At 69.2% G+C, this 17417-nt stretch carries 12 protein-coding genes; all 12 read left to right on the top strand.

Annotated features, from left to right (window positions below; genetic code table 11):
* The first annotated feature begins 6 nt into the window (after positions 1 to 6).
* The 12 genes from tagH (at position 7) to tagQ (ending at position 17199) form a co-directional block, all read left to right on the top strand.
* Positions 7 to 1377 carry a type VI secretion system-associated FHA domain protein TagH gene (gene tagH / locus KSS95_RS01750; protein ID WP_217853919.1) on the top strand — a complete coding sequence of 457 codons (1371 nt, stop codon included), beginning with the start codon at positions 7 to 9 and terminating at the stop codon, positions 1375 to 1377.
* 47 nt (positions 1378 to 1424) lie between these two features.
* Positions 1425 to 1922, top strand: coding sequence for a type VI secretion system lipoprotein TssJ (tssJ, locus tag KSS95_RS01745; RefSeq protein WP_217851082.1), 498 nt, complete (start codon positions 1425 to 1427; stop codon positions 1920 to 1922).
* A 16-nt stretch (positions 1923 to 1938) separates the two neighbouring features.
* Positions 1939 to 3273 carry a type VI secretion system baseplate subunit TssK gene (gene tssK, locus KSS95_RS01740; RefSeq protein WP_217851080.1) on the top strand — a complete coding sequence of 445 codons (1335 nt, stop codon included), beginning with the start codon at positions 1939 to 1941 and terminating at the stop codon, positions 3271 to 3273.
* A gap of 57 nt (positions 3274 to 3330) precedes the next feature.
* Positions 3331 to 4647, top strand: coding sequence for a DotU family type VI secretion system protein (locus KSS95_RS01735; protein ID WP_217851078.1), 1317 nt, complete (start codon positions 3331 to 3333; stop codon positions 4645 to 4647).
* Positions 4644 to 8150 (top strand): type VI secretion system membrane subunit TssM, encoded by a 3507-nt coding sequence (tssM, locus tag KSS95_RS01730; RefSeq protein WP_217851077.1) that lies wholly within the window; start codon positions 4644 to 4646, stop codon positions 8148 to 8150. Before KSS95_RS01735 ends, tssM begins: the two co-directional genes overlap by 4 nt.
* The gene (gene tagF / locus KSS95_RS01725) at positions 8147 to 8803 is read left to right on the top strand and encodes a type VI secretion system-associated protein TagF (RefSeq protein ID WP_217851074.1); all 657 of its coding nucleotides are present in this window, start codon (positions 8147 to 8149) and stop codon (positions 8801 to 8803) included. The genes tssM and tagF overlap by 4 nt, the downstream gene beginning before the upstream one ends.
* A complete protein-coding gene (locus KSS95_RS01720) occupies positions 8800 to 9519 on the top strand; it encodes a PP2C family protein-serine/threonine phosphatase (protein ID WP_217851072.1) in 720 nt (239 codons plus the stop codon). The genes tagF and KSS95_RS01720 overlap by 4 nt, the downstream gene beginning before the upstream one ends.
* A gap of 7 nt (positions 9520 to 9526) precedes the next feature.
* Complete coding sequence (locus KSS95_RS01715) at positions 9527 to 12529, top strand: serine/threonine-protein kinase (RefSeq protein WP_217851070.1); 3003 nt, start codon at positions 9527 to 9529, stop codon at positions 12527 to 12529.
* Positions 12529 to 13233, top strand: a complete 705-nt coding sequence (locus KSS95_RS01710) for an ABC transporter ATP-binding protein (protein ID WP_217853918.1) — start codon at positions 12529 to 12531, stop codon at positions 13231 to 13233. Before KSS95_RS01715 ends, KSS95_RS01710 begins: the two co-directional genes overlap by 1 nt.
* A complete protein-coding gene (locus KSS95_RS01705) occupies positions 13233 to 14435 on the top strand; it encodes an FtsX-like permease family protein (protein WP_217851066.1) in 1203 nt (400 codons plus the stop codon). Before KSS95_RS01710 ends, KSS95_RS01705 begins: the two co-directional genes overlap by 1 nt.
* Positions 14428 to 16194, top strand: a complete 1767-nt coding sequence (locus tag KSS95_RS01700; RefSeq protein WP_217851064.1) for a formylglycine-generating enzyme family protein — start codon at positions 14428 to 14430, stop codon at positions 16192 to 16194. The genes KSS95_RS01705 and KSS95_RS01700 overlap by 8 nt, the downstream gene beginning before the upstream one ends.
* Positions 16195 to 16272: 78 nt before the next feature.
* Positions 16273 to 17199 carry a type VI secretion system-associated lipoprotein TagQ gene (gene tagQ / locus KSS95_RS01695; RefSeq protein WP_217851062.1) on the top strand — a complete coding sequence of 309 codons (927 nt, stop codon included), beginning with the start codon at positions 16273 to 16275 and terminating at the stop codon, positions 17197 to 17199.
* The last annotated feature ends 218 nt before the right edge of the window (positions 17200 to 17417 follow it).

The following is a 17417-nucleotide window of genomic DNA, read 5'->3' as shown; positions in this document are numbered from 1 at the left end:
GGCATGATGGCACTTTGCCTGACCATCACCAGTTACCACAAGATCACCCCAGGACAATGTCCGGAGAAGTTGCTGGAAACCGGTGCCATTACGGTGGGAAGAGCCACGGATAATGATTGGGTATTACCCGATCCCGAGCGCCTTGTATCTTCGAAACATTGCGTCATCCAGTTCAAGGATGGCCGTTACTACCTGACCGACAACAGCACCAACGGCGTGGAGTTGGTACACGCCGGTATTCGCCTGCGCCGGGGTAACAGCGAACCGTTGATGGACGGCGAAGTTATTCGAATTGGCGATTACGAAATCCAGGCGCGCATCGATGCCGGCCTGGCCATTCCCTTGGGCGGACAGCCCGAGGTCCACAGCTTCGAGGCGCTGATGGCCAACCAGGTAGCGGCGCCCAGCGCACCTATCGGCGGCGCGCCAGCGGCCTTCCTGCAAGGGGCGTCGAGCCACGATACCCTGCCGGACCTGTTCGATTTTCTTGGCCCGGCCAGCGTGGCGCCGGTGAGCCAGCCGGACCATGTGCCGGCCCAGCAGCACGATTTTCGCCCACCAACGCCTGTGGCGCCGCCGCCCGCGCCGCCTGCCGCCGCGCCGGCTGCCCCAGGGGTGATTCCCGCCGACTGGGCGCTGTTCGACGACGCCCCTGCACCAGTACCCCAGCGAGCAGCGGCCGCGCCGCCGCCCCCGACGCCAGAGCCGCACGCCGTGCCCGCGCCCGTCGCGACCCCGCTCGCAGCGGTGGCGCCGGCCCCTGTGGCAGCGGCCCAGGCGGCCGCTGGCGATGCCTTGCTCCAGGCCTTCCTGCGCGGTGCCGGCATCGAGCACCTGCGCATCGACGCCGCCGATGCCGCCGCGCAGATGGAAACCATCGGCCGCAGTTACCGCTTGATGGTCGAGGGCCTGATCGATGTGCTGCGCGCGCGCAGCAGCCTGAAGGGCGAGTTCCGCATGCAGCAGACCAGCATCGCCCCGGTGCAGAACAACCCGCTGAAGTTCGCCCCCAATGCCGACGAGGCGCTGCTGTTGCTGTTGCGCCACGCCAGCCAGGCATTCATGGCGCCGGACCAGGCGGTACGCGACAGCTTCGACGACCTGCGCGCCCACCAGCTGGCGGTGATGGCCGGGGTCGAGGCGGCGCTCAAGCACTTGCTGGCGCGTTTCGAGCCGGCCCGGCTGGAAGAGCGCCTGGCCCCTGCCGCCGGCTTGTCGAAGCTGTTCGGTGGTTCGCGCCAGGCCCATTGCTGGCAGCAGTTCACCACCCTGTACCAGCAGATTTCCCGCGAGGCCGAGGACGATTTCCAGGACCTGTTCGGCCGCGAGTTCAGCCGCGCCTACCAGGCCCACAGCCAACGCATGCAACGCCCCTGAGGCCAACGCCGGGGCCAGGAAGAACACAACACGTCATGAGGACGAGGATGAGTGCAACAAGACTGATCGCAGCCCTGGCCATCGTGCTGCTCAGTGCCTGCAGCAAGGACACGCCGGTCGAAGCCGCCGCCCCCGCCGCGGCGCCGGCCACGGGCATCACCCTGTACTTCAGCGCCGCCGCCGGGCTCAACCCTGGGGCCGGTGGCAGCCCAGCGCCGGTACGGGTGCGCATCTTCGAGCTGAAGAACAGCGCCGCGTTCAGCCGCGCCGACTACTTCGCCCTGGCCGAGCGCGCCCCGGCGACCCTGGCCGCCGACCTGATCGACCAGGACGAAGTGCTGCTGCAACCTGGCGAGCAACTGCGCCTGGAGCGCCCGCTCGACCCGGCCACCCGCCAGGTCGGCCTGGTGGTCGGCTACCGCGAGATCGACCAGGCCCAGTGGCGCAGCGTGCTGCCGGTGCCGCCCCGCGATTATCAGATCAGCCTCGATGTGCGCGCCGTGCGCAGTGCCGTGGCCACCCCACAACCTGAGCCTGCCCGCTAGGCAGTCGGAGTACTTGATGTCCTGGAACAATCGCGTGGTCTGGTCGGAAGGGATGTTCATCACGACCCAGCACTTCCAGCAGCATGACCGCTACCTGGAGCACTTCGTCGATACCCGCAGCCGGCCGTTGAGCGCCGCTGCCTGGGGCTTCTCGGAGCTGCTCGTCGACCAGGGCCTGCTGGCCCAGGGCAAGCTGGCGATCCTCAGTGCCCGCGGCCTGCTGCCCGACGGCACGCCGTTCGATATCCCCCGTGACGACCTGCCGCCGCCGCCGCTGGAGATTGCCGACGAGCTGCGCGATGGCGTGATCTACCTGGGCCTGCCGCTCAAGCGCGCCGGCGCCCGCGACACCGTCGACGACGGCGAGGCGCTGGACGGTGCGCGCTACATCAGCCGGGTCAGCGAGGTGCGCGACGACAACGCGCCGTTCGAGAACCGCGCGCCCCTGGCCCTGGGCAGCCGTGCCCTGCGCCTGCTGCGCGGCGAGGATGGCTTGAGCGACTACGCCGCGCTCGGCGTGGTGCGGGTGCGCGAGAAACGTGCCGACCGCGCCCTGGTGCTGGACGACAGCTACATCCCGCCACTGCTGGACGTCACCGCCAACAACGCGCTGTCGGGTTTTCGCGGCGAGCTGCTGGGCCTGCTGCACCAGCGCGGCGAGGCCTTGGCCGGGCGCGTGGTGGCCTCGGCCAACGGCGGCGCCTCGGAGATTGCCGACTTCATGCTGCTGCAACTGGTCAACCGCGCCCAGCCGCTGGTCGAGCACCTCAACCAGCTGACCCCGCTGCACCCCGAGCGCCTGTACAGCGAGCTGGTGGCGCTGGCCGGCGAGTTCGCCACCTTCACCCGCGACGGGCGGCGGCCCGAGGCGTTCCCGGTGTACCAGCACGACGACCTGGCGGCGACTTTCGCGCCGGTCATGGTGGCCCTGCGCGAGGCGCTGTCGATGCTGATCGACAGCAAGGCGGTGGCCATCCCGCTGGTGGAGAAAGCCTACGGCATCCACGTCGGCATGCTCGCCGACCGCAGCCTGCTGGACAGCGCCAGCTTCATCTTGGTGGTACGCGCCGACGTGCCCAGCGAGACCCTGCGCAGCCGCTTCGGCCAGCAGAGCAAGATCGGCTCGGTGGAGCACATTCGCGACCTGGTCAACCTGCAACTGCCGGGCATCGGCCTGCTGCCGCTGCCGGTGGCGCCACGGCAGATTCCGTTCCACGCCGGTTCCACCTATTTCGAACTCGACCGCGGCAGCGAGCACTGGAAGCAGCTGCAGCACTCCGGTGGTTTTGCCTTCTACGTCGCCGGTGAGTTCCCCGGCCTGAACCTGGCCTTCTGGGCGATTCGGGGATAAATCGTGATGTTTGAAAATGCTCGGACCCCCCATCCAAGGACCGGAGACTAAGCCACGATGCAACCAGACGATCCGCAGGCCTTCGACCGCACCCAGTTCATGCCGCGCCCTGGTGGCCGTGGCCCGCAACCGGCCGCGCCGGGGCCTGTGCAAGCTGCGCCAGCGCCGCCGCTGAACGTGCCCGCCGAACCGCTGGCCGCCGGCCAGGCCGAGGGCCTCAACCCGCTGGAGCAGGCCGCCGGCCCGCTGCTGGCGCTGCTTACCCGCCTGCGCAACACCATCGCCCACCCGGCGCCGGCCAGCCTGCGCGCGCAACTGCTGGCCTACCTGCGCCAGTTCGAGGAGCGCGCCGAGGCCGCCGGGGTGCCGCGCAACGAGGTGCTGCTGGCGCGCTATGCGCTGTGCACCGCCCTCGACGAAGCCGTGCTCAGCACCCCCTGGGGCAGCGCCAGCGACTGGGGCAAGCAGAGCCTGCTGATCACCGTGCACAACGAGGCCTGGGGTGGCGAGAAAGTGTTCCAGCTGATGGAGCACTGCCTGCAAAGCCCACGCGAGCGCCTGCACCTGCTGGAGCTGCTGTACCTGTGCACCAGCCTCGGCTTCGAAGGCCGCTACCGGGTGATGAACGGTGGCCGCGCCCAGCTCGAGGCCCTGCGCGAGCGCACTGCCGCGACCATCCGCAGCGCCCGTGGCGAGATCGAGCGCGAGCTGTCGCCGCACTGGCGCGGTGTCAGCGTGGCGCGCGACCGCCTGGCGCAGTTCGTGCCGCCCTGGGTTGGCCTGGCGGTGGCCCTGGCGCTGCTGTTGCTGGTGCTGTTCGGCCTGCGCCTGAAGCTGGCCGCCGATGCCGAGCCGGTGTTCCGCGGCATCCATGCCCTGGGCGAAATCCCGGTGCAGGCCATGGACCGCCCGGTGGTGCAGCCCAAGCCCGTCGAGCGCCCGCGCCTGGCGGGTTTCCTCGCCGAAGACATCAAGGCCGGCCGGGTCGCCGTGGAAGACGCGGTGGACCGTTCGGTGGTGACCATCCGCGGCGACGAATTGTTCGCCTCGGCCAGCGCCAGCATCAAGGGCGATTTCCAGCCACTGATGCTGCGCATCGCCGAGGCCGTGGCCAAGGTCAAGGGCAACGTCAAGGTCACCGGCCACAGCGACAACCAGCGCATCGCCACGCTGCGCTTCCCGTCCAACTGGGCGCTGTCCCAGGCCCGCGCCGAGGAGGTCAAGGACATCCTCGCGGCCCGTACCGGCCAGCCTGGGCGCTTCACCGCGCAGGGCCTGAGCGACACCGAGCCGCTGGCGTCGAACGACAGCGCGCAGGGCCGGGCGAAGAATCGCCGGGTTGAAATCACCGTTCTGGCGGAGGGCGTCGAGTGAAGGCGTTTTTCAGTGTTGTCATTCGCTGGGTGATCCCGCTGCTGGGCCTGCTGGCCCTGAGCCTGATCATCTGGTTCGTCGGCCCGTTGCTGGATGTACTGGCGCCGGTCACGCCGCGGCTGGTGCTGATCGTCCTGCTGTTTGCGGCCTGGGTCGCCTACCGCGCCTGGCGCATCGTCCAGGCCCGTCGCCAGGCCGCCAAGGTGATGGCCAGCCTGGCCGCCGAAACCGCGCCGGACCCTGCCAGCGCCGCCACCGCCGAGGAACTGGCGACCCTGCGCCAGCGCATGGACGAGGCCCTGGTGCTACTGAAAAAGGCCCGCCTGGGCGGTGACGAGCGGCGCAACCTGTACGAGCTGCCGTGGTACGTGATCATTGGCCCGCCCGGTTCGGGCAAGACCACCGCGCTGGTCAACTCCGGCCTGCACTTCCCGCTGGCGGCGCAGATGGGCGAGGGCGCCATTCGCGGCGTGGGCGGCACGCGCAACTGCGACTGGTGGTTCACCGACCAGGCGGTGCTGCTGGACACCGCCGGGCGCTATACCACCCAGGACAGCCATGCCCAGGTGGACAAGGCCGCCTGGCTGGGCTTCCTCGACCTGCTCAAGAGCCAGCGCTCGCGCCGCCCGATCGACGGCGCGTTCATCGCCATCAGCCTGTCCGACCTGCTGCTGGGCAGCGAGGCCGAGCGCGCCGCCCACGCGGCGGCCATCCGCAAGCGCATCCAGGAGCTGTACAGCCAGTTGGGCGTGCGCTTCCCGATCTACCTGATGCTGACCAAGCTCGACCTGGTGCCGGGCTTCATGGAGTTCTTCGACAACCTGAGCAAGGAAGAGCGGGCCCAGGTGTGGGGCATGACCTTCGCCCTGGATGACGGCCAGCAGGGCGATGGCCCGCTGGCCCAGTTCGGCAGCGAGTTCGCCCTGCTGGAGCAGCGCTTGAACCAGCGCCTGGTCGAGCGCCTGCAACAGGAGCGTGACCCGGCGCGGCGCGACCTGGTGTACGGTTTCGTCCAGCAGTTCGCCGCCCTGCGCGGCAACCTCGGCAGCTTCCTGGACGGCATCTTCAAGCCCAATGCCTTCGAGGAGCGCGCGCTGCTGCGCGGGGTGTACTTCACCAGCGGCACCCAGGAGGGCAGCCCGATCGACCGCCTGATCGGCAGCATGGCCCAGAGCATGGGCCTGGACCGCGCGCACCTGGCGCGCCAGAGCGGCAGCGGGCGCAGCTATTTCATCGAGAAGCTGTTCAGCGCGGTGGCCTTCGCCGAGCGCGGCCTGGTCGGCAGCAACCCCAAGGTCGAGCAGCGGCGCAAGTGGATCGCCCGTGGCGCCCTGGCCCTGAGCGTGGCCCTGGTGCTGGTGGTCGGCACCCTGTGGACCCTGAGCTACCGCGCCAATCAGCAATACATCGCCGAGGTCGACAGCCGCCTCAAGCCGTTGGGCAAGAGCGTGCAGGAGCTGAGCCCGGCGCAGCGCAACGTGGTCGAGGTGCTGCCGCTGCTCAATGCCGTGCGCCGCCTGGCCGACGATCCACCGGGCTGGGCCGAGGGCCTGGGCCTGTACCAGGGCGACATGCTCGAAGGCGAGTCCGACAGCGTCTACCGCAAGTTGCTGATCGCCATCTTCGCCCCGCGCCTGGTCACCCGCATCGAGGAGCAACTGTACGCCGGTGGCCCGTCCGACTACCTGTACGAAGGGCTCAAGGCCTACCTGATGCTGGCTGACGGCGAGCACTACGACCCTGAGTTCATCAAGGCCTGGATCACCCTAGACTGGGAACGCAGCCTGCCCCGCGACCTGGCCCCGGATTTGCGCCAGGCCCTGTCGCAGCACCTGGCGGCGCTGTTCGACAAGCGTCCACCCAATGCCCGCCTCGACCAACGCCTGATCGACGACACCCGTCGCCAGTTGCAGCAGCTGCCGGTGGCCCAGCGGGTCTACGACCGGGTCAAGCGGCAGAAGCTGCCGGCCGGGGTCAGTGACTTCCGGGTCAGCGAGGCCGCCGGTCGCGACGCCGCGCTGGTGTTCCGCTTCAAGAACGGCAAGCCGCTCGGCGAGCCGTTGCCGGGCATCTTCACCGTCGAGGGCTACCGCAAGGCCTTCCTCGCCGCCAGCCTGGCCCACAGCGAGACCCTGGCCGAAGAGCGCTGGGTGCTCGGTCGCGAGGCCAGCGAGGCAGGCGATGCCAAGCGCCTGGCCGACGATGTGCTGCAGCTGTATTACCAGGACTACATCCGCAACTGGGACGCGTTGCTGGCGGACCTGGACTTCGTGCCCATCACCAGCGTCGGCCAGGCGGCCGACGTGCTGCGGGTGCTGTCCGGGCCGACTTCGCCGATGAAGAAGCTGCTGCAGGCCGTGGCCAAGGAGACCAACCTGGCCCAGCCGACCACCCTCGACAAGGTCCAGGCCAAGGCCGAACAGGCCGGCGTCGACCAGCTGCGCCAGCGCCTCGGCGGCCTGCTCGGCGATGCGCCGCTGCCCAGCGACAACCCGGCGGCCCGTGAGGTCGACCCGGTGACCGCGCACTTTGCCGAACTGGCCGCCCTGGTGGACACCGGCGAAGGCCAGCCGGCGGCCATCGATGGCCTGCTCACCGACCTCAACGCCCTGTACGTGCAGGTCAGCGCCATGGTCGGCGCCAGCGGCGATGCGCTGCTGGGCGAGGCCAAGAACCAGGCCCAGGCCGCGGCGCAGCGCGTCGCCCTGGGCGCGGCACGCCAGCCCAAGGTGGTGCAGAACCTGGTGGGTTCGGTGCTCGGCTCGACCCACAACCTGGTCATGGGCGGTGTGCGCAACCAGCTCAACGCCGCCTGGGCCAGCGAAGTGGTCAGCGTCTACCGCCAGTCCCTCAGCGGGCGCTATCCGCTGGTGGCGGGCAGCGCGCGCGACGCCACCCTGGAAGATTTCGGCCAGTTCTTTGGCGTTGGCGGGGTGATGGACAACTACTTCCGCAAGTACCTGCAACCCTACGTCAACACCTCCAGCACGCCCTGGAGCTGGCAGCCGGGCGCGGCGCAGAAGCTGGGGATCAGCAGCAACGTGCTGTACACCTTCCAGCGCGCGGCGAGCATCCGCGATGCGTTCTTCCGCAACAGCAACGGCGTGCAGCCGGGGGTGCGCTTCGAGCTCAAACCGGTGGCGATGGATGCCACCATCACCCAGTTCCTGCTCGACCTCGACGGCCAGCAGGTCAGCTACGACCACGGCCCGAGCCGACCGGTGGCGTTGCAGTGGCCCAACCCCAACAGCATCGGCGTGGTGCGCCTGTCGATCTCGCCACCTTCGGCCGCTGGCCGCTCCGGGCTGACCGTGGAAGGGCCCTGGGCCTGGTTCCGCCTGCTCGACCAGTCCGACCTGGTGGCCGGCAGCTCGCCGGAGCGCTTCAACCTGCGCCTGCGCGTCGATGGCGCCAGCGTGTCCTACGAGCTGCGTGCCAGCAGCGCCTTCAACCCGTTCCGCAGCCGAGTGCTCAGCGGTTTCAGCCTGCCGGAGCACCTGTGAGCGACCTGGGTTTCTACGGAAAGCTGGCCTGCCGCGGCGACTTCGTCAGCCGTGGCCTGCCACAGCAGTTCATCCAGCCCTGGGACCAGTGGCTGGCGGCGGGGTTGCAGGCCAGCCAGCAGGCGCTGGGCGAGCGTTGGCTCGAGGCCTACCTGGTGAGCCCGTTGTGGCGTTTTGCCCTGGCGCCGGGCGTGTGTGGGGCGGATGCGGTGGTCGGCGTGCTGATGCCGAGCATCGACCGGGTCGGGCGGTATTTTCCGCTGACCGTGGCCCAGGTGCTGGCGCCGGGGCAGCCGTTGGCGCCTGTGGTGGCCGGGGCCGAGGAATGGTTCGAGGCGGTCGAGGAGGCGTTGCTGGCGACGCTTGAGCCTGGGGCGGCCTTTGAGGGTTTTGAGGCGGCTTTGCCGCCTTTTCGCGACGCCAGGCCGCTCCTGCAGGGACCGCGCGTGACTGTCGGTGGGGTGCAGCGGTTGGATGCGACCACGCCGCAGGGACGGGCACTGGCCTTGGCCGAATGCGCCTGCGAGGGCATGAGCCTGTGGTGGGGCAGGGGCTCCGAACGTATCGCTCCGGGCTTGATGCGCTGCGCGGGCTTGCCGCGCAGCGAGGATTTCGCCGGGTTTCTTCTGGGTAGCGAGGCAGCGCACGCATGACCGACCTGCAATACACCGCGGCCAGCTACAGCCATGTCGGCATGGTGCGCAAGATCAACGAGGACGCCTGCCTGGAACTGACCTGGGCCGGCCTGTGGGCGGTGGCCGACGGCATGGGCGGCCATGCCGCCGGCGACTACGTCAGCAGCCTGGCGGTGGACAGCCTGCGCAGCCTGCCGATGCTCGAGTCGCTGGAGGAGTTTGCCGGCGAAGTGCGTGACGGGCTGTCGTGGGTCAACCGCACGGTGCGCGAGGAAACCGCACGCCGGGGCGTGGCGATGATGGGCAGCACCGTGGTGGTGCTGGCGGCGCGGGGCGACCAGGCCATTGGCCTGTGGGCCGGCGACAGCCGCCTGTATCGCCTGCGCGAAGGCAGCATGCAGCGCCTGTCCCATGACCACAGCTACGTCCAGGAGCTGCAGGACAGCGGCCTGCTCAACGAAGCCGAGGCGCGGGTGCATCCGCGCGGCAACATCGTCACCCGCGCCCTCGGCGTCGAGGACCATATCGAACTGCAGGCCGTCGCCTTGCAGGTGCAGCCCGGCGACACCTACCTGCTGTGCAGCGACGGCCTGAACAAGACCGCCGAGGACCACGAGATCGCCGATGTGCTCGGCCACAGCGACCCTTATGAGGTGGTGCGCAGCCTGGTGCACCTGGGCCTGACCCGGGGTGCCCCGGACAACATCACCGCCGTGGTGGTGAAGGCGAATTGAAGACACCATGAATATGCAGATCCCCGGATTCGACATCGATCACGAGCTTGGCCAGGGCGCCATGGCCAGCGTGTACCTGGCCACCCAGCGCTCGCTCGAGCGCAAGGTGGCGCTGAAGATCATGGCCGCGAGCCTGGCCGCCGACCCGACCTTCTGCGAGCGCTTCCTGCGTGAGGGCCGTACCCTGGCGCGGCTGGCACACCCGAACATCGCCACCATCCACGACATCGGCAATGTCGCCGAGCTGTACTACATGGCCATGGAGTACCTGCCCAGCGGCACGCTGAAAGAGCGCATCGCCGAAGGGCTTGCGCCCGAGCAGGGGCTGGCGTACGTGCGCCAGATCGCCCAGGCGCTGGGCTACGCCCATGCCCAGGGCCTGGTGCATCGCGACGTCAAGCCGGCCAACATCCTGTTCCGCGCCGATGGCACCGCAGTGCTGTCGGACTTCGGCATCGCCAAGTCGCTGGACGACCGCACCCAGTTCACCCAAGCCGGTTTTGCCGTCGGCACGCCGAGCTACATGAGCCCCGAGCAGGCCCGTGGCCTGGAGATCGACGGGCGCGCCGACCTGTATGCGCTGGGCGTGGTGCTGTACGAGATCCTGGTCGGCAAGCTGCCGTACAACGGCACCGATGCACTGTCCACGGCGCTGGCGCACCTGACCGAGCCGTTGCCGGAGCTGCCGATCGAGCACGGTCGCTACCAGGACATCCTGCGTGGCCTGCTGGCCAAGGACCCCAACCAGCGCTTTGCCGATGCCGCAGCCTTGCTCGCCGCGCTGGATCGCCTGGCGCTGCCGGCAGCGGTGGACGAGCGCGACAGCACGGTGGTTCGCCCGCTGCTGGTAACGCCAGTGCTGGCGCCGGAGCCTGTGTCCATCGAAATCCCCAGCGCCGTGGCCGCGCCTGCGCCGCGCCCCGAGGCCAAGCCACAGCCCAGGCCAGAGCCCGCGCCGGTGGTGAAATCCGCCTCGAACAAGCCCGCCAAGGCAGTACTGGCCGTGGCCGTCGCGGCGGCCCTGGGCCTGGGCGGCGCGTTCTTCTGGTTGCTCGGCGGCAGCGACGAGCCGACGGTCGCGCCGCCGCTGGCGCAGGCCCCGGCGGACGCCCCCGCCCAGCCAACCCTGCAAGCGCTAGCGCCCCACGACGATGGCCGCCCGCTGCTGATGCCCGGCAAGAAGACCCTGTTCCAGCGGGTGCTGACCAAGCCCGACGCACAACTGCAGGCCCAGCCCGGCGAGGCCTCGGGCGAGAAACTGCCGGCGTTTTCCGTGTTGTACGTGTACCAGCGCAAGGACGTGGCGGGTAAAGCCTGGTTGCAGGTGGGCGCCGCCAGTGATGGCCAGCGCGACGGCTGGTTGCTGGCCGAGCAGACCAGCGACTGGAAGCAGAGCCTGGTGCTCAAGTTCACCGAACGCTCGGGCCGCGCGCCGGTGATGTTCATGCGCCAGGTGGACGATGTGCAGCACTTGCTCGACGACACCGCCAAGGCCCGCGACAGCTTGCTCCAGGCGCAGAACAACCCCGACCAGGTGCCGCAGGTGATGGCCCTGGAGCCGACGGCCAGTGCGGTGCCGCAGAACCAGTTCTACCTGATGCCGATCTTCGACTACCGCGAGAGCTTCGATGCCGATGGCCAGCCGGTGCAGTTGCTCAACATCGCCTCCATCGACCCTGGCGCCAGTGCCCGCGACAGCGCGCCCAAGGCGGCTGGCGTGGCTGCGCTGGGCGAGAAGGGTTTTCGCACCGGCATCGTGCTGGTGGTGGATACCTCGGTGTCCATGCAGCCTTACATCGACCGCGTGCGCCAGGTGGTCAGCGAGCTGCAACAGCAGCTGGCCGCCCGTGGCGAGCTGGACAGCGTCAGCTTCGGCCTGGTGGGCTTTCGCAACAGCGTCAAGCGCACCCCCGGCCTCGATTACCTGAGCAAGACCCTGGTCAGCCTGGAGGAGGGTCGCGACCCGGCACGCTTCCTCAAGGCGGCGGCCCAGGTCAAGGCCACCAGCGTCTCCAGCCACTCGTTCAACGAGGACGCCTTCGCCGGGGTGATGCAGGCCGTCGAAGGCATGGACTGGTCCGGCTACGGCGGGCGCATCATCCTGCTGGTCAGCGATGCCGGCGCGCTGCGCAAGAACGACCCGTTCAGCAGCACCCAGATGAACGAAGCCGAAGTGCGCCAGGCGGCGTTGAGCAAGCAGATCAAGATCTACGCCCTGCACCTGCTGACCCCGGCCGGCCTGAAGAACCACGGTGCCGCGCAAGCCCAGTACCGGGTGCTTACCGCCGACAGCAACCCGCAGATCGGCGACCTCTATGTAGGCGTGCCGGGCGGCGAAGTCGGCGTGTTCGGCGAGCGCGTGCGCGAGATCGGCTCGACCTTCGCCGAGCTGGTGCACCAGGTGCGCAACCAGCAGCCGCAGGCGGTGCCGTTGCTGACCTCGGCCTCGGGCCTGGCGGCCAAGTCCCAGGCCATCGGCTATGCCATGCACATGGACTTCCTCGGCCGCCACGGCGCCAGCCAGGCGCCGCAACTGGTCAGCGCCTGGACCGCCGATCGCGACCTGACCAACCCGGCGCTGCCGACCCTGCAGGTGTGCGTGATGCTGACCAAGCTGCAGCTCAACGACCTGCAGCAGTCGCTCAAGCTGATCGTCGACGCCGCGCGCAAGACCCGCAGCTCGCCGGGTGATTTCTTCAACGAGATCGCCAGCGCCAGCGCCTACATGAGCCGCGACCCCGGCGCCCTGCGCAAGGGCGCCAACCTGGCCCAGGGCGGCGTGCTCGGTGAATATCTCGACGGCCTGCCGTACCGCAGCAAGTCCCTGGCGATGACCCAGGACCTGTGGTTGTCGCTGTCGGTGGCCGAGCAGGAGGACTTCATCGACGAGCTGGACTCGAAGATCCGCCTGTACGAAACCTTCCACAACGACATGGCCAACTGGGTGCGCTTCGGCAAGGCCGAGCCGGGCGACGCCTTGTACCGTGTGCCGCTGTCGACGCTGCCGTGATGATTCGCCTGGACGAGGTGCGCAAGACGCGCGGGCAGGGTGCCCAGCGCTACAGCCTGCAGGTCGACCAGCTGCACCTGGGCGCGGGCGAGCGGGTAGCGCTGGTCGGCCCCAGCGGCTGCGGCAAGAGCACCTTGCTCGACCTGCTGGCACTGGTGCTGGCGCCGGATACGGCGGCAGGTTTTTGCGTCGGTGGCACGGACGTGGCCGGGCTGTGGCGCGAACGCCAGCTCGACCGCCTGGCGGCGCTGCGCAGCCGCCACCTGGGTTATGTGTTGCAGGCCGGCGGGTTGCTGGGTTTTCTCGATGTGCGCGGCAATATCCGCCTGCCACGGCAATTGCTCGGGCTGGGCGACGACGGCAGCGTCGAGCACCTGGCCGAGGCCCTGGATGTGCACGACCAGCTGGCCAAAAAACCCGCCACGCTGTCTCTCGGCCAGCGCCAGCGGGTCAGCTGCGCCCGTGCCCTGGCCCATGGCCCGGCGCTGCTGTTGGCCGATGAACCGACCGCCGCGCTGGACCCGGTGAACGCCGAGCGGGTCATGCAGTTGCTGCTGCGCGAAGCCGATGCGCGCCAGGTGACCTGCGTGGTCGCCACCCATGACGAAGCCCTGGCCCGCGCGGCGGGCTTGCGCCTGCTGCGCATGAGCTGCCGGCGCGATGCCGACGGTGGCGTCACCGCGACCCTGGCGAGGGCCGCCTGATGCGCCCGTTGCTGATCGCCGGGCTGGCCTGGCAGGACTACCGCAACGATGCGCGGCTGTCGGCCTGTGGTGTGCTGGCGCTGGTGGCGGTGATCGCGCCGTTGCTGGTGCTGTTCGGCCTGAAGTTCGGCCTGGTCGGCAGCCTGACCGAGCGCCTGCAACGCGACCCCGGGGTGCGCGAGATCATCCCGCTGGGGGGCGGGCGTTTCCGTGAGGCGTTCATCGCCGAGCTGGCCCAGCAACCGGGGGTGGCCTTCGCTATCCCGCGTACCCGGCAGATCGCCGCCACCGCCGAACTGCTGCTGCCGGCGCAGGGGCGCGGGGTGACGGTCGAGATGCTGCCCACCGCCGCCGGTGACCCGCTGCTGCAACAGGTGACGCCGCCCACCGGCCTGCAACAGGTGGTGTTGAGCTTCACCGCCGCGGAAAAGCTCGGCGCCGGGGCCGGTGACCAACTGCAGGCCAGCTTCAGCCGCCAGCAGGCCGGGCAGGTGCAGTGGCGCCAGACCCGGCTGCAGGTGAGCGCGGTGCTGCCGTTGGCAGCCTTCGAGCGCGATGGCCTGTTCGCGCCGCTGGCGCTGCTGGAGGCGGTGGAAGACTACCGTGACGGCCGCGCGGTACCCGCGCTGGGCTGGCAGGGCAGCGCGGCGGATGACGCGCGCCAGCGCGTGTACCCGGCGTTTCGCCTGTACGCCCGCGAGCTGGGCGATGTCGAGCCGCTGCGCCAGTTTTTTGCCCAGCGCAAGTTGCTGGTGTCGACCCAGGCCGCGCAGATCGCCCAGGTGCAGTCGCTCAGCCGCAACCTCGACCTGGTGTTCTGGATCATCGCCAGCCTGGCCGTGGCCGGGGCGGTGGCGGCCATCGCCGCGGGCGCGGTGGCGGCGGTGGAGCGCAAGCAACGCGAACTGGCGGTGCTGCGCCTGCTGGGCTTCGGCACCGCCGCGCTGCTGTTGTTCGTGATGCTCCAGGCACTGTACAGCGGGCTGTTCGCCGCCGCCCTGGCGGGCCTGCTGTACCTGTTGGCCGAGCACGGCCTGAACCGACTTTTCATGCAGGTGCCCGGCGAATTCGCCAGCCACCTGCTACCCATGCACTACCTCGTTGCGCTGTGCGCCGTGCTGCTGGCCAGCACTGCCGCCGCCGCCCTCGGCGGCTGGCGGGTGGCGCGCATCGAGGCTTGCCAAGGAATCCGTGATGTCTGACCGCCGTCTCGGGGCCGCTGCCCTGATCCTCACCGCACTGAGCCTGGGCGCCTGTTCCCAGGCCGATGGCGACGACAAGGCCAAGCCGGTCGCCCAGTCCCAGGCTGGGAGTGAGAGCAAGCTTGATAACCCCAAGCCGCTGCCGGGCGATGTCAGCCTGCCGCTGCCCTGTGGCGGCGAGCTGGTTTTGCGCAGTGTCTACGTGCTGGCCCAGGGCAGCCTCGACGACCGTGAGGTCAACCTCGGCTACCCGTTCAGCGAAGGCGAGGCCGGCTACAAGCAGTCGTTCATCTCGGGCTACCGACGCGACTTCATCAATGGCCAGTTCAGCCTGCAGGACTTGGCGCCGCAGTGGCAGAAGGCCGTTGGCCCGACCTTGCCGAAGGTCGACAAAGGTAGCCCGCTGACGCCGATGATGTACTTCATCGGCAAGTACGAGGTTACCGCGCGCCAGTATGCCCAGGTGATGGCCCAGGCGCAGTCGCTGGCCAGCGGCGAGGCTGCCCCGGCCTGCGACGCGAGCAACGATGCGGCGGGGCGTCTGCCCAAGGTGAAGTTGTCGCGCTTCGAGGCCGAGCGTTTCGCCGCGGTGTACAGCGCCTGGCTGATGAAACATCACCGCGACCTGCTGCCGGTCAGTGGCCGTGGCAGCAAGGCCGAGGATGGCGGCACGGGCTTCGTGCGCCTGCCCACCGAAGTCGAGTGGGAGTTCGCTGCCCGTGGTGGTTCGGCGGTCAGCCGCCAGGAGCTGGAAGGGCGTCTGTTCCCGCGCAAGGTCGAGGGCGCCGACAGCGAGGGGCCGCTGGGTGATTTCGCGGTGTTCAACCAGGTGGCCGGCGGCACCGGGCAGGCGGCGCGACTGATGCCGATCGGTAGCAAGCAACCCAACCCGCTGGGCCTGTTTGATGTGATCGGCAACGCCGCCGAGATGGTCCAGGAGTCGTTCCAGCTGGTGCATGCCGGCCGCCTGCAAGGCGCCTACGGCGGCTTCGTGGTCAAGGGCGGCAACTACCTCGAAGGCGAGGGCACGCTGTTCACCGGCATGCGCCGCGAGTACCCGCTGTTCGGCGCCGATGGCACCGAGCAGCGCAACGAGACCACCGGTTTCCGGGTCGCCATCGGCGCCTTGTCGGCGCCGCGCTCGCGCTACCAGGAGCTGTTCGAGCAGTGGCAGAAGGAAGGCCGCCTGGCCAGCCTGACCGATGACATCGACGCCGCCCAGGACCCGACTAAGCGCCTGGACAGCATCATCGCCGCCGCCAGCGACCCACGCCAGCAGGCCGAGCTGGGGCTGGTCAACGAAGAGCTCAAGCGCAACGTCTCGCTGATCGCCCGCCAGCGCGAGGAAGCCGCCGGCAACCTGATCCAGTCCGCCGCGCTGGTGGCCGAGACCATCAATAACTACAACATCCGCCTGACCAACCTGCAGAACACCCAGGCCAAGGCCCAGGCCTCGGGCGACCAGACCAGCGCGCGCATGTACGGCGCGGCCATCGCCAACGGCCGCGCGGCCCTCGACGGTGCCGTGGCGATCTACATCGACAACCTGGCCAGTGGCACGCGCTACACCGATGCGGTGATCCAGGCGCAGTTCCAGCGGGTCAAGGAAGAACTCAATCGCAAGCCGGTCCTGGGCAACAGCCTGGTGACCCGCGCCACCCTGTTCGTCCGCCACGTCGGGGAGTACCGCCAGAACCGGCGGGCCGATCCGGCGACGATCCTCAAGGAGCTGCTGGCATCGGCCGCCCCGCGAGCCTAAGGACAGCTTCCCTAGAAAGGACTCCCGGGAGGCATGACGCCCCCGGTTACCGAGAAACCCAAGAAGAGAAACCAGACCATGTCCACCCGCAAACCCCTGATCACCGCATCCCAGGCCCGTACCGCGCTGCTGCTGGCCGCCGGTTTCAGCACCGTGCTGCTGAGCGGTTGCGCCAGTTCGCCGGCGTCCAAGGTCGGCGCCACGACCAAGGTCGAGTACTACCCCAACTGCTACGAGCCGGTGCAGCACCTGCGTTCCACCGACGGTGACATGACCCGCTCGGTCACCACCGGCGCGCTGCTCGGCGCGGTCGGCGGTGCCCTGACAGGCGCCCTGGTCGACAAGGAAAACCGCGGCCGCAACGCCGCCATCGGCGCCGCCGGGGGTGCCCTGGTCGGCGGCGCGGCTGGCTACTACACCGAGCGCCAGAAGCAGATCAGCGACGACAAGCAGCGCATTGCCTCGTACGCGGCCGACATCGACAAGAGCGCCGCCGACCTGGACCGCACCACCGCCTACGCCAAGTCGTCGCAGAGCTGCTACCAGCGCGAGTTCGCCAGCCTGATCCAGAACCGCAAGTCGGGCCGCATCAACGACACCGAAGGCCGCAAGCGCCTGGCCGAGATCGTTGCCGGCTTGCAGGAGTCGAACAACCTGCTGACCACGGTCAACGGCCGTCTCGGTGAGAACCTCAACAACTACACCCAGGCCTACGAGCAGGACCTCAAGCAGGTGGGCGTGCAGCGCACCGAGGTGGTGGCCGTGGCCGAGCCGCCGAAGGTGGTCACCACCGGCAAGAAGAAGGACGTTAAAAAGGTTCAGCCGGCCAAGACCAACACCAAGGTGCCGCAGGAAGCGGTAGCCACCGAGAAGACCCTGCAGAACGCCAACGGCAAGAAGACCGAGGCCCAGCAGGTGGCCAAGGCTGGCGCCGACCAGGTCAACGCCATGTGCCGCAACCCGGACATGGGTGACTGGGCGCCGGTGCCTTGCCCTAACGTTTGATACCGCGGCCGCGTCGGCAAGCCGGCTCCCACATCCGCCGCGCGGAACATGTAGGAGCCAGCTTTGCTGGCGAACCAGGCGGCGCGATGGCTGGCACCGGCTATGCCGGTGTTCGCGGCTGAAGCGCTCCCACAGGGATCGCGCCGGACTGAGAAATCTCGGTGCCAGCGGCCTGCGCTGTTTCTGTGGGAGCGGCGGTGCGCCGATGCGACTTGCCC

The sequence above is a fragment of the Pseudomonas muyukensis genome (assembly GCF_019139535.1).
In the GTDB taxonomy this organism is placed as follows: domain Bacteria; phylum Pseudomonadota; class Gammaproteobacteria; order Pseudomonadales; family Pseudomonadaceae; genus Aquipseudomonas; species Aquipseudomonas muyukensis.
Note: the sequence above shows the minus strand (reverse complement) of the source record. Positions and strands in the feature narration are given on the sequence as shown.

Coding starts and splice junctions, on each gene's coding strand:
- KSS95_RS01700 (WP_217851064.1), top strand. CDS start 14,428: ATGTCTGACCGCCGTCTCGGGGCCGCTGCCCTGATCCTCACCGCACTG.
- tagQ (WP_217851062.1), top strand. CDS start 16,273: ATGTCCACCCGCAAACCCCTGATCACCGCATCCCAGGCCCGTACCGCG.
- KSS95_RS01720 (WP_217851072.1), top strand. CDS start 8,800: ATGACCGACCTGCAATACACCGCGGCCAGCTACAGCCATGTCGGCATG.
- KSS95_RS01705 (WP_217851066.1), top strand. CDS start 13,233: ATGCGCCCGTTGCTGATCGCCGGGCTGGCCTGGCAGGACTACCGCAAC.
- tssK (WP_217851080.1), top strand. CDS start 1,939: ATGTCCTGGAACAATCGCGTGGTCTGGTCGGAAGGGATGTTCATCACG.
- tssJ (WP_217851082.1), top strand. CDS start 1,425: ATGAGTGCAACAAGACTGATCGCAGCCCTGGCCATCGTGCTGCTCAGT.
- KSS95_RS01715 (WP_217851070.1), top strand. CDS start 9,527: ATGAATATGCAGATCCCCGGATTCGACATCGATCACGAGCTTGGCCAG.
- tagH (WP_217853919.1), top strand. CDS start 7: ATGGCACTTTGCCTGACCATCACCAGTTACCACAAGATCACCCCAGGA.
- KSS95_RS01735 (WP_217851078.1), top strand. CDS start 3,331: ATGCAACCAGACGATCCGCAGGCCTTCGACCGCACCCAGTTCATGCCG.
- KSS95_RS01710 (WP_217853918.1), top strand. CDS start 12,529: ATGATTCGCCTGGACGAGGTGCGCAAGACGCGCGGGCAGGGTGCCCAG.